The sequence below is a fragment of the Candidatus Defluviilinea gracilis genome, assembly GCF_057138825.1.
Genome location: NZ_DBNHEF010000073.1, coordinates 1 through 14,696, shown reverse-complemented (window position 1 = coordinate 14,696; position 14,696 = coordinate 1). Strand labels below are relative to the sequence as shown.

The 14,696-nt window shown below is 51.0% G+C and carries 15 protein-coding genes; 4 read left to right on the top strand and 11 right to left on the bottom strand.

What is annotated here, in order from left to right; all coding sequences use genetic code 11:
• The first annotated feature begins 519 nt into the window (after nucleotides 1-519).
• Both AC16KF_RS12715 and AC16KF_RS12710 read left to right on the top strand, forming a co-directional pair.
• Nucleotides 520-1,419, top strand: a complete 900-nt coding sequence (locus AC16KF_RS12715) for a bifunctional 5,10-methylenetetrahydrofolate dehydrogenase/5,10-methenyltetrahydrofolate cyclohydrolase (RefSeq protein ID WP_484037701.1) — start codon at nucleotides 520-522, stop codon at nucleotides 1,417-1,419.
• Entirely contained in the window at nucleotides 1,416-1,766 is a 351-nt protein-coding gene (locus AC16KF_RS12710) for an STAS domain-containing protein (protein ID WP_484037700.1), read from the top strand. Before AC16KF_RS12715 ends, AC16KF_RS12710 begins: the two co-directional genes overlap by 4 nt.
• 73 nt (nucleotides 1,767-1,839) lie before the next feature.
• On the opposite strand, the gene AC16KF_RS12705 is transcribed toward AC16KF_RS12710, so the two are convergent.
• Nucleotides 1,840-2,505 carry an HAD family hydrolase gene (locus AC16KF_RS12705; protein ID WP_484037699.1) on the bottom strand — a complete coding sequence of 222 codons (666 nt, stop codon included), beginning with the start codon at nucleotides 2,503-2,505 and terminating at the stop codon, nucleotides 1,840-1,842.
• Between the two features lie 49 nt (nucleotides 2,506-2,554).
• On the opposite strand from AC16KF_RS12705, the gene AC16KF_RS12700 reads away from it, so the two are divergent.
• Nucleotides 2,555-3,589 (top strand): tryptophan 2,3-dioxygenase family protein, encoded by a 1,035-nt coding sequence (locus AC16KF_RS12700; protein ID WP_484037698.1) that lies wholly within the window; start codon nucleotides 2,555-2,557, stop codon nucleotides 3,587-3,589.
• A gap of 14 nt (nucleotides 3,590-3,603) precedes the next feature.
• Here AC16KF_RS12700 and AC16KF_RS12695 read toward each other — a convergent pair whose 3' ends face one another.
• The 9 genes from AC16KF_RS12695 to AC16KF_RS12655 form a co-directional block, all read right to left on the bottom strand.
• Complete coding sequence (locus tag AC16KF_RS12695; RefSeq protein WP_484037697.1) at nucleotides 3,604-4,500, bottom strand: 5'-3' exonuclease; 897 nt, start codon at nucleotides 4,498-4,500, stop codon at nucleotides 3,604-3,606.
• A gap of 108 nt (nucleotides 4,501-4,608) precedes the next feature.
• Entirely contained in the window at nucleotides 4,609-5,154 is a 546-nt protein-coding gene (locus AC16KF_RS12690) for a dihydrofolate reductase family protein (protein WP_484037696.1), read from the bottom strand.
• A 127-nt stretch (nucleotides 5,155-5,281) separates the two neighbouring features.
• A complete protein-coding gene (locus tag AC16KF_RS12685) occupies nucleotides 5,282-5,968 on the bottom strand; it encodes a helix-turn-helix domain-containing protein (protein ID WP_484037695.1) in 687 nt (228 codons plus the stop codon).
• A gap of 93 nt (nucleotides 5,969-6,061) precedes the next feature.
• Nucleotides 6,062-6,439, bottom strand: a complete 378-nt coding sequence (locus tag AC16KF_RS12680) for a DUF1801 domain-containing protein (RefSeq protein ID WP_484037694.1) — start codon at nucleotides 6,437-6,439, stop codon at nucleotides 6,062-6,064.
• A 131-nt stretch (nucleotides 6,440-6,570) separates the two neighbouring features.
• Nucleotides 6,571-8,820: an ATP-binding cassette domain-containing protein gene (locus tag AC16KF_RS12675; RefSeq protein ID WP_484037693.1), complete on the bottom strand. Its 2,250-nt coding sequence runs from the start codon at nucleotides 8,818-8,820 to the stop codon at nucleotides 6,571-6,573.
• A gap of 167 nt (nucleotides 8,821-8,987) precedes the next feature.
• Nucleotides 8,988-9,587 carry a DUF1801 domain-containing protein gene (locus tag AC16KF_RS12670; protein ID WP_484037692.1) on the bottom strand — a complete coding sequence of 200 codons (600 nt, stop codon included), beginning with the start codon at nucleotides 9,585-9,587 and terminating at the stop codon, nucleotides 8,988-8,990.
• A gap of 101 nt (nucleotides 9,588-9,688) precedes the next feature.
• Nucleotides 9,689-11,017 (bottom strand): MFS transporter, encoded by a 1,329-nt coding sequence (locus tag AC16KF_RS12665; RefSeq protein WP_484037691.1) that lies wholly within the window; start codon nucleotides 11,015-11,017, stop codon nucleotides 9,689-9,691.
• A gap of 173 nt (nucleotides 11,018-11,190) precedes the next feature.
• Nucleotides 11,191-11,580, bottom strand: a complete 390-nt coding sequence (locus AC16KF_RS12660; RefSeq protein ID WP_484037690.1) for a VOC family protein — start codon at nucleotides 11,578-11,580, stop codon at nucleotides 11,191-11,193.
• Between the two features lie 12 nt (nucleotides 11,581-11,592).
• Nucleotides 11,593-12,954, bottom strand: a complete 1,362-nt coding sequence (locus AC16KF_RS12655; protein WP_484037689.1) for an FAD-binding oxidoreductase — start codon at nucleotides 12,952-12,954, stop codon at nucleotides 11,593-11,595.
• Nucleotides 12,955-13,122: 168 nt separating this feature from the next.
• On the opposite strand from AC16KF_RS12655, the gene AC16KF_RS12650 reads away from it, so the two are divergent.
• Nucleotides 13,123-13,680, top strand: a complete 558-nt coding sequence (locus AC16KF_RS12650) for a DUF1801 domain-containing protein (RefSeq protein WP_484037688.1) — start codon at nucleotides 13,123-13,125, stop codon at nucleotides 13,678-13,680.
• A gap of 275 nt (nucleotides 13,681-13,955) precedes the next feature.
• Here the strand turns inward: AC16KF_RS12650 and AC16KF_RS12645 are convergent, their stop codons facing one another.
• The gene (locus AC16KF_RS12645; RefSeq protein WP_484037687.1) at nucleotides 13,956-14,552 is read right to left on the bottom strand and encodes a dihydrofolate reductase family protein; all 597 of its coding nucleotides are present in this window, start codon (nucleotides 14,550-14,552) and stop codon (nucleotides 13,956-13,958) included.
• Nucleotides 14,553-14,696 lie beyond the last annotated feature (144 nt).

Genomic DNA, 14,696 nt, shown 5'->3' with positions numbered 1-14,696 from the left:
GGCTCTGTTTTTGCCTTTGTGTCGCTTCGACGAACTCAGCGCAAGACTTTGTGCCCTTCGTGGTGAAGCTCTTTCCCGTTAATTACGGGAGACCCAGGGTTTCTTTGTGTTCGTGGCGGGCTTCTCGGTTCATTTTTGTTCTTATTTGTTCTCAGGAGACTTAGGGTTTGTAAAAATATAAATTCCCTGTTGGGGATGCAGTTGCACTGCATCCCGCTCGCAGTGCAACTGCGCGCGAACAAAAACACGGGAAGTTATTAATTTACAGACCCTTAGGGTAATCGTATTTGAAAATCTCGAGGCTCAAAACACGGTGTTTTGCCTTCGAATCTACTAATCCTTCGACAGGCTCAGGACAAGTCTTCGCCAATCTGCGCGAATTTTCCGAGAAAGGTTAGCGTGAATTCGTGAGGAGTAGCGGATAAAAAATCCAAATGCGATTGCCCTATCAGGAGACTGGTTTCCCGCCAGTCTCTTTTTAGTTTTGCGGTATCATTGTGCCCGCACAGGAAGGGCTCCATGAATTACAAGATCATCGACGGAAAGAAACTCGCGCAAGTCGTAAAAGACGACGTGCGCGAACGAGTGCTAAAACTCAAAGAATTAGGCTGGACGCCGCGCCTCGTCTCGATCGATGTGGGCGACAGCGCGGCGGTCTCGCTCTACATCAAGAACCAGCAGAAAGCGGCGGAAAAGGTCGGTATCGAATTCGAGCACCGCCATTATCCCGGGAACATCACCCAGCGCGAAATGGGCGCGGCGATCCACGCGTTTAACGCCGACCCTCGCGTGACCGGCATCATCCTCCAGCGCCCGGTGCCGGACACGCTCGACCTCGAGGAATTGGAAAACACCATTCATCACAGCAAGGATGTGGAGGGGATGAGTTCGCTCAATATTGGCAATATCGTCTATGGCGATTCCTCGCTCGGACCGTGCACCTCGCTCGCTTCGGTGGAACTGCTCAAATCTACGGGGTTGAACTTGCGCGGGCTGGAAGTGGTGGTAGTTGGGCATTCGGAGATCGTAGGCAAGCCGGTGGCGTTGTTGCTCGTGGAAGACCTGTGCACGGTGACGATCTGCCATCACGGCACGCGCAACCTCTCGTATCACACGCGGCAAGCAGACGCGTTGATCGTGGCGGTTGGCAAGCCGGGGCTGATCACGGCGAACATGGTCAAGCCTGGCGCGGCGGTAATCGATATCGGCATCAATCAGGTGGATGTCACCCTGTCCGATGGCGCGCGCGGCACGAAAGTTGTGGGCGATGTGGATTTTGAAACTGTGAAGGAAGTGGCGGGGTGGATCACCCCGGTGCCCGGCGGCGTGGGTCCGATGACGGTGGCGATGTTATTGCGGAACACAGTGGTTGCCACAGAACGCCAGCGCAAAAGGTACGAAGAGTTGGTGCGCGCATGAGCGTCGTTCAAATTGCGCGCATGGACTCGACCACGCCGGTGACAGTGTTCCGCTTGCTCGAACGCGTGTCGCTCGATAATTTCGCCGAACTGGAAGCCATCACCAAAGACGCGCACGCCAATGGGACGCGGAACCTTGTGTTCGACTTGGGCGCGCAAGAATCGCTCTCCAGCATTGGGGTTCGCGCCATTGTGGTGATGCATAAGATTCTTGCCAAAGATGGGGGCAACCCGTTGAAACTGGCGGGCGTGGCTGGGGGCATACGCGAGGTGTTGAACATTTCAGGCATCACCACATTCATCGATATCTTCGATACCGTCGATGACGCAGTGAGCTCGTTTCAATAGACCTCTTGCGAAAACCGTTTTTGCCACAGAGAGCACAGAATAAAGATTTTGTGGCGCGGCAACTTTTGTAAAGTCATTTCAACAGATCAACCAGCTGATCCAGCGACAATTCAGCCAGCGAACCGACGACCAGATCGGCGCCTTCGAGCGAGAGGCGTGAGGTGACGTGGTTGGGCGCCGCCACGACGAAGATGCCGGCGCGATTGGCGGCTTTGATTCCGTTGGGGGAATCTTCGAAGACCACCGCTTCGTTTTTCTGGACTTGAAGTTGATTCAGCGCCGTGAGAAATAGATCGGGGTTCGGCTTGGTGCGTCCCGCGCCCACATCGTCTGCGGCGATGACGGCATCGAACAGGTCGAAGATGCCGAGGCGTTTGGCGTGCGTATCCACCCACTCGTGATGTGAGCTGGAGGCGATGGCAAGCTTCCATTGGCGGGCTTTTGCGTTATGGATGATTTCGATCACGCCTGGCAGGATGGACTGCGCGTGAACCATGGCAAGGCTTTCCACGCTGTGACGGGCGCGTAGGGAAACCGGATCAAGCCGCCCCTGCGAAAGACGCGAGAGAGTATCCGCCGCGTCGAAATCCAGGAGTCCGTTTCCGCCGATGATTTTGCCCCAGTCGTCGTGAGGAAAGTCGAATCCGTTTTCTTCGTAGATGGTTTTCCAAACGATGTATTCGGGGGTTTCGGTGTCGAGGATGAGTCCGTCGAAGTCGAAGATCAGGGCGTTGAGCATGAAGGGGATTATACTCAGGGCAGGCTTGTATCACAAAGGAGAAACCAACATGGACGATCTATATTACGGCGAGTATATTGGGCTCGATACGATCTTGAACAGCCAGCATCCGCGCAGTTTTGACAGGGTGGAAGACGGCAACGATGAGATGTTGTTCATCATCATCCATCAGGCATATGAATTGTGGTTTAAGCAGGTGATCTTCGAGTTGGATCGGGTGCGGCGCATTTTCATGGGAGGCAATATCAACGATAATGCGGGCGAGATGGGCGCGGCAACGAGCAAGTTGAAGCGCGTGGTGAAAATTTTGGAGTTGGTTAATCAACAGGTGGGCGTGCTGGAGACGATGACCGCGCTCGACTTTTTGGAATTCAGGAATTATCTATTGCCCGCTTCGGGGTTTCAGTCGAAACAGTTCCGTTTGATCGAGGTGAAACTGGGGTTGAAAATGGAGGAGCGGCATAAGCGCGAGTATTACAAGCACACGCGGCGCGGAAGTCTATCGGAAGCCGATATGCTGGATGTGACGCGCGCGGAGGGCGAGCCGACGTTAAAGGGGCTGGTGGTCTCCTGGTTGGAGCGGATGCCGTTCTTCGAGGAGCAGTATTGGGCGGAGTATATTTCCACCAGCGGGGCGGGCGCGGATAAGTTCTGGTCCGATTACCGCGAGGCGTACCGCGAGAGTCTGTCGGCGGGGGAGGGCGGGAGGTTTGCGGAGTTCGAGAAAGTTTTATTCGCCGAGGGGCGCGGCGATCTGACGCCGAAGGCATTGCAGGCGGCATTGTTCATCACGTTGTACCGCGAAATGCCGATTTTTCAGTATCCATTTGAGTTGTTGAACACGCTCTCGGAGATCGACGAGTTATTGTCGAATTGGCGGTACCGCCATTTTTCGATGGTGCGGCGGATGATCGGCATCCGCGCGGGGACGGGCGGCACCAGCGGGGCGGGCTACCTCGAAGGGACGTTGAGCCAGCATTACGCTTTCCGTGAGATCACAGAACTTGCGACATTCTTGATCGAACGTAGTAAGTTGCCAAAGTTACCTGAAGCGTTGAAAGAGAAGGTGAGTTTTCAAGCGTAGGTTGCGGGGTTAGGTCAATTCTGCTTGGATGATTTTGTCGAGCGACGCCACCTTTTCACCCGCTCGACGATTCTCTCCTCCCGTAATTCTGCGCACACTTTCTTCAAGCTTGATCGAGCTCCCTGCCACTCCAAATCGTTGAGCGATTCTTTGAGCGGCACATCCAGCCGAAGCGTGGACAATTCTCTGAACAGCAACGCGTCCTTGTAATTCTGCTGGAGATTTTCGCTCAGAGTCGTCGCGCGCCCCAGACTGAACGGAAGTTTCTTCGGGTCTTTGGGAATCGACTCGATATGCTTGTACTTCGCCAGCACCGCAGACGTGGACGCCGCGCCCCAGCCTTTGATGCCAGGGTAGCCATCGGCAGAGTCGCCAACTAGCGCAAGATAATCGGGAATTGATTCTGGCTTCACGCCAAATTTTTCAACCACGCCTTTTTCATCCAAAGTAATCTCGCGGCGGCGATCCCAGCAGACCACTTTCTTGCCATCCACCATTTGAGTCAAATCTTTGTCCACCGAACAGATGATGATTTGCTCCACAGATTTTTCTTTTTTGAATTTTGTCACAGCCGTCGCAATCGCATCGTCCGCTTCAAACTTGACCATTGACCAAACAGGCACACCCAACGCGGCGACCGCTTTTTCAGCGATCTCAAATTGATTCAAGATGATCGGGTCAACGCCTTCGCTGGATTTGTAGCCCGCATACATCTTGTTGCGAAATGACTCGATCACATGGTCAAACGCCACAGCGACGTGGGTCACGCCTTCAGTTTGGAGCAACATCAACAAACTGCGGACGAGTCCCAGCGTTGCGCCTACTTCTTGTCCGCTCAAAGATTTTTTTGGTGGTGCACCAAAATGTGCCCGAAATAATTCGTATGTGCCGTCAATCAAATGAATTTTCATGTGATGTTCCTTTACAACTAGAAAACGCCGATTCGCTTTGGATTGTATCAGCGAAATCAGCGTTCAAAATTGAAATGTCGCTCTGATTAGAGCAAAGAGTCTCTGAGACTACTTCTTCACAGGCTCGTAATGCAAAACCAAAACACCTGTGCTGAATTGTTTCACTTCCAAAAGTTTCATGGCGGTTTGGTCAATGTTTTCAAAGAGACGCTGTCCTGTTCCAACTGCCACAGGGTAAGCCATCACTCGAAATTCATCAATCAAGCCATGTTTGAGCAGTGTGCGCGTCAATTCGCCGCTTCCGTATTGCAAAATATAACCACCCGATCCCTGCTTCAAATCGGCAATTGATTTTGTGACATCACCCTTGATTAGGTTTGAATTCCAAGTGAGCGGTTCTTTCAAGGTCCGTGAAGCGACATATTTCGGCAGGCTGTTCATTCGATCTGCAAAATCGTCAACGCCAGCGCGCGCGGGCCATGCCGATACAAAGCCTTCGTAGGTCACTCGCCCCATCACCAACGTATCGGTTGCAAAAAGTTGTTCGCGCGCATAAGCCAAAAACTCATCGTTGACATAATCGAACGCCCAATTGTGCGCGTTGCCGATCACGCTGTCCATGCTTGCTTGTGTGGATACAATTAATTTTCTCATTTCAAATCTCCTTGTTCTTTGATGCCCCCATCGTATCTCCGCTCGAAAAAGTTGTCTTGAATAAAAACGACAACTTCCGTAGGTCACGCTTTGAGCGTGACTGTCACGTTATAAACGTGACCTACGGTTATTTGGATTTAACCACCTCAGACGGAGTCTGCCCCGCGAACAATTTCAACGAGCGAGTCAGATGCGGCTGATCGGAATAGCCCGCTTCAAACACCACGTCGACGATTGGTTTGCCCGCCTGCAACATGGTCAACGCCCGACGCGCCCGCTCGATCTGCTGGAATGTCTTGTGAGTCAAACCCGTCACATGCAGAAAACGCCGCTGTAAACTGCGAACAGACAGACCCTGAGTCGCGCCGCGCAGAACGTCATCCACCACCTGGTCGCGATTCAACAAATCCTGCCGCACAAGATGGGTCACGAACGTATCCGCATTTTCAAAGTTGGGAATTTCATACACGCCGCCCATGACCGTGAACGCGCTGCGCGTGGACTGCGGCAGGTGAATCGATTCGTTGACAAGATTTTGTTTCGGCAGATGCGGCATGAACACACTGCGTTTGAAAATGATCCCGAAATATTCGGCATGACCATTTGGGATTTGCGCCCGCGACGCCTTCGCTTCGGGTCCGCGGATGCTCAAGGTGTATTTGCCCAGATGTTTTGTGATGACCATCTCCCAGCGGCTCTCGGCTGTGGACATGAACGATTCGTCGTTGCCGATTGTTTCCGTGTGCCACACGGCTTCAACCAACGGCGAGTCTGATGGGCGGATTTTGAAATCGAAGGACATGGTTGTTTGCATGTCACTCTAAGCGATAGCGAAGAGTCTCTTGCACGATCATCTGAGACTCTTCGGTCGCAACCAACGCTCCCTCAGAGTGACAGGTTATATATGTTATTTCTTCTTCGCCGAATTCAACGCCACCGCCTCACGGATCAACTCTTTCAACGCGGCTTCGTCTATTTTTGAATTTTCGGTCAGGTCAATGCCGCGCGAACCTTTCGCTTCCAGACCAGCGTTGAACAATTTCTTCGGGTCTTTCAGCGACGCGCCTTTGAAGAAATTCAATTTGACGTGATCTTTGAAAATCCCAGCCGCCACCACATTTCCTTTGGAGACAAATACGGCGGTGCCCCACTTCCAATCTTCCGTAAGATCGGAAGTGGCGGAAAGGATCAGTTTTCTCATACGCGCCAGCAGTTTGCCGCGCCAGTCACTGCCTAGCTCTTTGATCTGTCTGTCAATCTCTTGGGATGGAGTTAAGCTTGTCATAACTAATCTCCTTAATTCGTCTTACGTTTTTTGCCGCGGAGTCACAGAGACGCTGAGAAATCCTATAATTTTTTCTCTCTGTGACTCCGCTCGCTTACGCAGTCTGTGGCTAGACTGCGTAACATCAATCCTTAATTCCTCAAATACTCACTCGTGATCGAACGCTTCGCACTGACCAGTTGCTTGGGCGTGCCTTCGAAGATGATTGTACCGCCCTTGCTTCCACCCTCGGGACCCATATCAATGATCCAATCCGCATTCTTGATCACATGCAAATTATGTTCGATGATGACAACCGTATTGCCAGTGTCCACGAGCCGATTGATGACTTCCATTAGATGCCCAATATCGGACATGTGCAAGCCTGTCGTGGGTTCGTCCATGATGTAGACGCTTCCCTTTTTGTGCAACTCACTAGCAAGTTTGATGCGCTGACATTCTCCGCCAGATAACGTGCTCAACGGCTGACCCAGACTCAAATAATCAAGTCCCACATCACTCATAGCTTGCAATTTCTTTGTCACTTCGGGAATCTGGAAATATTCCAACGCCTCTTCCACTTTCATCGCCAAGACTTCCGAAATATTTTTCCCGTTCAGTTTGTATTTCAACACTTCATCTTTGAAACGTCTGCCTTCACAAACTTCGCAGGGAGTCTTGGCTTCGCTGAGAAACGCCAGATCGGTGTAGATCACGCCAAGCCCCTGACAATTTTCGCACGCGCCTTTCGAGTTGAAACTGAATAACGAAGCCTGCACTTTATTCGCCGCCGCAAACGCCTTGCGGACATCATCCAAAATGCCTGTGTAGGTGGCAGGGTTGGAACGGCTGTTGGCTCCGACAGCGGATTGGTCAATCACAACCGCATCAGCATGTTGCGCCAAAAAGACTTCGTTGATCAGCGAACTTTTCCCCGAACCCGCCACACCTGTGACGACAGTCAAGATTCCCGTCGGAATATCCACGCTGACGTTTTGCAGGTTGTTCACTTTTGCATTCTTGATTGGCAGTTTGCCCGTTGCCTTGCGGAACTCATCTTTCAGCGGGACTTTCTGATTCATGAACTTACCTGTCAGCGTGTTTGTTTTCAGCAAATTCGCAAAACTGCCTTCGTAGACAATCTTGCCGCCGTGCGTGCCAGCCTTTGGACCAACATCCACGATATGGTCAGCGGCTTTGATAACGTCGGGGTCATGTTCGACGACGATGACTGTGTTGCCTTTGTCGCGCAGTCTTTGCAACAACTCGTTCATTCGATGCACATCGCGCGGATGCAAGCCCACGCTCGGCTCATCGAAGATGTAAATCACATCCGTCAAACTGCTTCCCAAGTGTTTGACTACTTTCACGCGTTGCGACTCGCCGCCCGACAAAGTGTCCGTTTCGCGGCTGAGGGAGAGATATTCGAGCCCAATGTCTACGAGATGTTCCAGGCGTTCAATCAAGCCTTTGACAATGGACTGCGCCGCAGGTTCTTTGAATGTTTTCACAACTTTGATCAACTCTGGAATTTCCATCGCGGTCAAATCTGCAATGTTATAGCCGTTGATTTTGCTCTTCAACGCCGCCTGACTCAACCTTGCGCCATTGCACAGGTGACATGGACCCATCGTCATATACGGCTCCACTTGCTTTTGAGTCCGCGCCGACATGGTCTTCAAATCACGTTTGATGTATTTGTTCGTGAAGCGCGTGACGATGCCCTCATAAGTCATGTTGAAATCTTTTGCGCCAACTTTGGTCTTAATCTTTATCGGCTCGCTGTGCAACAGATCATCTATTTCTTTTTTTGTGTACTTGGACAACTTCTTATCAGGGTCGAACAAGCCTGTGCTGATGATTTGACCCCAATACCATCCATTCACCGCATATTCGGAGAATAATATCGCGCCTTCATTCAACGACTTGGATGTATCCAACAATTTATTCAAGTCCACATCCAGTTTGCGACCCAGTCCGTTATAATCGGGGCACATCCCTTTTGGGTCGTTGAAGCCGAAGAGATTGGCAGAGCCAACATGCGGTTTGCCGAGCCGTGAAAATAATAAACGCAATAAAGTATTGATGTCTGTAATGGTTCCAACCGTCGAGTGTGAACCGCCGCCCATGCGTTTTTGATCCACCACGATGGACATGCTCAGGTTTTCAATCGAGTCGGCGTCGGGTTGTCCGTACTTCGGCAGAAAATTCCGCACGAACATGCTGAAGTTTTCGTTCATCAATCTCTGCGATTCGGTCGCGATCGTATCGAACACAATGGACGATTTCCCTGAACCCGATACGCCTGTAAAAATTGTGATCTTGCGCTTGGGGATTCGCAGTGAGACATTTTTCAAATTGTTTTCGCGCGCGCCGCGAATTTCGATGTATTCTTGTGGCATGGATTCTCCTCAGTTCATTAGTCATGTAGGGCAGGTTTTTTACCCGCCATGAATAAAATTTCAAGAGAGCGTCAGGCTAAAAGCCTGACTACGAATGATTTGATGGTATTACAACATCTAAACCAACCTCCCGAAGGACATCAGGACGATGTGCGGGATGGTTTTTCTTATGAATTCAATTTTATCAACTGCTTGAGAATCTTCTCAAGTTCAGATTTCTTTGCCGTGATGTCCTTCATGTTCGCAAAATACATCATGCGCCTGTCTTTGTAATCGCCTTCGAGCAAATCACTTTTTATTTTTGCAATCATCGGGTTATGAAAAACAAGATGGATTCGATTTACATCACGCAGATTAAACGTTACCAAATACTCGCCTTTGTAATTGAAGGATGGCGCTTTCCATTTGATTTCTTCATTGATACCTTTGCTCGCGCCCTTGATGATCGCCCGCACCGCCTCTACCTCCGCTTTGAGTGGGTGACTCAAACCCCGAAGGAATTCATCCACTACATCCATGCGGCTGACGGGCGAGCCTTTCTTCTTCAACTTCTCGCCTGCTTTGGCTGGCTTGAACGACCAGCCCCTTGCTTTCAACGCCTCTTTCAAAATACGTATCGCCCTCGGACCGACCCCATGCAATTGAGCCAACTCCGCTTCGGAGACTTTGGTCAACTGCTTGAGGGTTGTGTAGCCTTCGTGAGTCAACGCGCGTGTGGCGGGCGCGCCAATGTTGGCGAGGTCGAATGCGGGGCTTTTGGTGGTCATGAAAATCTCCTTTTCCCTCACCCTGGCCCTCTCCCGAAGGGAGAGGGGACAAGACTCCCTTCTCCCTTCTTCCTTTGGGAGAAGGGCTGGGGATGAGGGCATTACGCCAACTCGCCTTCAGGCAAGGCTGGCGACTCGCTTTCGCCGTCCATGTATCTATCAGACAACAACTTGTAATATTTTGAGTTCATCGCAATAACGGTGAGGATCAAGCCGATGATACCTACCACCGTGAAGACCAGCGCAATGCCGCGCGCGGGACCTGTCCCGAACCAACTGCCGATCAAGCCGACGCCTGCGCCCGTCGTCATAAAAGGGATGAAAAATGTCTCAGTAATTGGACCAATTAGAAAGGTCGTCAGAGGCGCGGCAGATTGCTCAATGCTTTGCGCGAACCCGAAGACGCGTCCCTGTCGTTCAAACGGGACCACCTTCTGAAGGATCGTCTGCTCAGCGGCTTCGATGAACGGCACAACGCTGATATAAATGAACATGCCGACTGCCAGCAGAATGATGGAGGGTTGAATGGTGAAGACGGCGGAGACGATCCATATAACGATGTTGGCGGCGAACATGGCGAACAATGGATTCTTGCCTAAGCCGTATTTTGCAATGATCATCCCGCCGACGATGAAGCCTGTGCTGATGACTGCGAAAAGCAAGCCCCATGTTTGAACCGAAACGAGCGAGAGGCCGTACGCATCCATGAGTCCCATGAACGCGCCGCCTAAAAAGTTGTTGATGGTGGCGAAGAGGATCATCGCCATCAAACCAGGGATGGCGGCGACGACTGCGTACGTGCCGCGCAAATCCACTTTGGGTTGTTGTTCGAGATGCACAATTTCTTTTTCTGGAATTTGTAACGTCCACATGTGAAAAATGGAAAGCGCCATCATCACGATTCCAAGGATCAACACATAGAACATGCCGCCCGCGCCCACCAACAAACCGCTGATGGCGGAACAAATTAAAAATGCGATGCCGAAGGCTGTGCCGACGAGTCCGTTGGCTTTGGCGCGGTCATCTTCGGGAATCAAAATGGTGACGAGAGTCGGCACGGCAATCGAGCGGATGTTGCCTGCGATCACGCCAACCAATAGAAGCACATTGAAAACCCAGAGCGTGACGCTGGTTGGGTTCTTCCATGTTTCGGCGGGGAAGGCGAGATAGATTCCAAAGCCGACGATGTAAATGAGCAGTGAAATCACGCCCGAAAGAATCATCATATTCTTTTTCTTGTTGTGGTCAACCAGGCTCCCGAACCATATCCCCAACCCAGCGGTGAACACAAGGAAGATGCCCGAAACAATTGAAGTGGCGGTGACCGATTTCGTTTCGAGATACATAAAAAAGATCATCGCAAACCAGACGGTCATATTGGTGACGTTGGCAATCACGGTATTGGCTAAGATTTGATAAAAAGTTTTCACGAGATTTTTCCTTTATTAGACCTCTTGCATAAGTATTTGTAGGGCGGGTTTTCAACCCGCCATTCATAAATATGGAGGGTGTCAGGCTACATACCCATATCTGGGCACAAGAGCCTGACCTACGAGTCTCTTGCTTTGAACCACGGAGACGCCGAGTCACGGAGTTTTTTATGTTACTTCGCAATCTCCCAAATAGTACCGCTGGGATCCATAAAACTAGCGGTCCGCACACCCCACGGGCGATCCATCGGACCGTTCAGCAGTTTCACGCCGCGCGTCGCCAACTCGGCGCACATTGCGTCCACATCGTCAACGCCAATCGTGAAGACAAAGCGGGGGCCAGCGTCACGGCTCCCCACGTTCGCAGGTTCGATGAGTTCCTTTGCCTCGCTAGATTTCAAAAGGTTGACCAGCGTGTTCCCGAACTTGAACACGCACGAATCTTTATCTTCAAAAACTACTGGCAACCCAAAGATCTGTAAATAAAATTGTTTTGTCGCAGGCAGGTCTTCGACAAACAAAGTAACCGTCGTAATTTCTTTTACCCACGAATTTGTATCCATGCTCGAAACTCCTTATTGATTGGACGGAGAGATATTCTGATTCATGCGGAATAGATTCGTGGGATCATATTTCGCTTTGACGTGGCGCATCTTTTCCAACGTGGAGGCTGGGTACGCCGCTTCGAGTTCTTTCTCGCCGATAGTGTTGATGAAGTTGACGTACTTGCCCTTGTCGCTTTGTCGAATGGCGTTCTCAAATTCATCCACCCATGTTTCGTGGACGGATTTTTCATTCAGGTCTTGATACAACGCGGCAAGGTTCGCCATAATCTTCGACTTGCGATGAGCATACGCAGTGACATCCGCTGGGATGCGCGTCATCGCTCCGCCCAACACGCGCAGTTGACTCACCGCCATCATGCCTGTTGATTTCTTCAAGTGACTCAAGATGGTTTCAGCAACTGATACATCCACGTAATCCAAAAACATCGTGCGGTTTGCGGCAATGGGATGATACTCTCCATTCTCTGGCGGGAACATTTCAGGGTAAGCCATCGGGCGGAGCATGTCGGCATAGGGTGTGGCGAGATTGCGGAACGGAGTCATCGCCTGTTCGCCTTGTGCAGGGTCGCCCGCATAAAACATCATCGCCATGAGGATGGGCTTGCCAACCACGTCCTCGGGCAGGAACGGCATCGGGGGCGCGGTCATCACGTTTGCAATGGTGGATAATGCCTCGGGAGCCGAATCAGCCTCCCTTAAGAAAGAAGCGACTGTCTCCGCTGTGGCTGGGAGGAACAGCATTCCGCCGTACGCTTGACCCAAATCCTGCAATTGAAATTTGAATTTCGTCGCCACGCCAAAGTTTCCGCCGCCGCCGCGCATCGCCCAAAATAAATCGGCGTGATTCGATTCATCGGCTTGCAAAATTTTTCCGTCGGCGGTGACGACTTCCACGGCGAGCAAATTATCAATCGTCAGCCCGTGCTTGCGGACGAGAAAGCCAACGCCGCCGCCAAGCGTTATGCCGCCAATGCCGACCGAACCCGTGTCGCCGAAGCCTGTGGCGAAACCGTGTTCGGCAACCGCACGCGTATATTCCGCGGCGGTGAGCCCCGACTCAGCCCACGCGGTTTTTGTGTTCGCATCAATCTGCAAATTTTTCATCAGCGAAACATCCAACAGGATCCCGCCGTCGTTGACGCAGAACGCGCTGTGTCCGCCACTGCGGACGGCGAGTTCAAGTCCCGTTTCTTTTACAAGCGCGATGACTTGTGCCACTTCATTTACATTCGTCACCTTGATGATGACAGCAGGGCGGCGGTCAATATCGCCCGCGACAGCGGTTCGCGCTTTGTCATAATCTGCATCTTTGGGCGCGATCACATGCTTGAATGTTTTACGAAGTTTTGTAATTGAAAGTTTGTTTGACATCGTTTCTCCGTGGATAAATTAATTGTATCTGCCTTAAGTTAATTAAGATAATAGATGTCCGATTATAGAACGTGCGTTCTAGTATGTCAAGCAGAAAATAAGAGGCGAAGAAGGTGGGGAAATTTCAAAAATCTTGACGATAAAGAACATCCGCACTAATATTTTAGAATGAATAAAGATAAAAAAGTAGACGCATATATCGCCTCATTTGATGAACCTCTACGCGCTAAATTAAGTGAGATTCGAAAGCTCATTCGACGTCTCGCGCCACAGGCTAGCGAATTAATCAGCAATGATATGCCTGGTTATATCTTGCACGATAGTTTAGTTTGGTTTGCTGGAATTGGAGAGCGCGTTGCTTTATATCCGCGGGGTCACCATTTTAAGAAAGCCTATGCAAAGGAACTTGTAGGCTATCAGACGATAAAAGGCGCAATCCTGTTCTCGTCCGATGTCGCGTTACCGATTACGTTAATCACAAAAATAATTAAGGATAGGGTAGATCAAAATATACTTGTTGCAAAGCCGCTCCCCGAAGGTTTTCCAGCAAAACTTGCCTTACCAGTCAAACGAGCGCTGGCAGTTGCCAAGATCACAAGTTTGGATATCCTAGCAAGCTACTCTGAAAAGGAGATTTTAGATTTGCACGGCATAGGTCCGAGTGACTTCCCTTTGTTGCGTTCGGCGTTGCAAGTAGTTGGTCTAAAATTTCGGCGCGACGAGTAGGCTTAACAATGGGGTAGTTAGTCAGCTAATACCATGTTGAATTAAATGGCTAACGAATATGCCGAAAAATGTAGCCACAAAAGTCTCTGTGACCTTTGTGGCTAATATATCTTAGAAGGATGTATATGGCGATGCTTAAGCTTTATCTGACCGCTTTCTTCACCAGCGCGGTGATTATGTTGCCAAATCGCCGCTTGTTTCTCAGCATGCGTTCGTTGGGCGGGGCTCAGACCTATCGACGCCTTGAGCTTGTTCGACTCTCATGCAGTGAGCGTTTACGCATAACTCACCGGGTAGCGCAAATGCGTCACGCCGACACCTTGAATTACCGCCGGGCTCCCAAGTGCGGCCCTTGTACCTGCGAGGTGATCAAAGAGGCGGACTCCGGAACCCAGAAAGATCGCGGCTATATCAACGCTAATTTCGTCCAGGAGCCCAGCTTTGATGCATTGCTGGATGGTATCGGGACCATGCATTCCGACCGATTTTCCACCCGCGGCGGCTTTCGCTTTCTCCACAGCGCTTTCGATACCGTCCGTCACGAAATGGACCGTTGAATTCGGACGCGGCCAGCCAGCAGGGATGCTGTGTGTCAGGACAAAGGCAGGTCCCCAAGAGTGATTCCCGCCCCAGCCTCCAGCAACTTCAAAAGTGCGTCGTCCCGTAAGGACTGCCCCCAGCTCGGAGGTGAGACTACGAATGTGCCCAGCGCTCGGCTCGGACACCTTGAATGTCATCGAATCCGGTCCCCCTGTGCGGACTTCAACATTTCCCGAGCTGAAGTACCAATCGAAGACTTCGGACACGCTGTCATTCGGGCCGGCGACAAAGCCATCTAGCGACATAGACATGATTGCAATTACTTTCGACATTCGGATGCTCCTTTTTGTAAGAAATTATCTCAAAAGGCATTCTGAGCCAATCTGCGAAACCAAAGCATAGCGCAGGCAAACTGAAGCAGGGCGAGATAGTTTTTCGCTTTCTTTTCGTAACGGATCAACAAGCCGCGACACTTG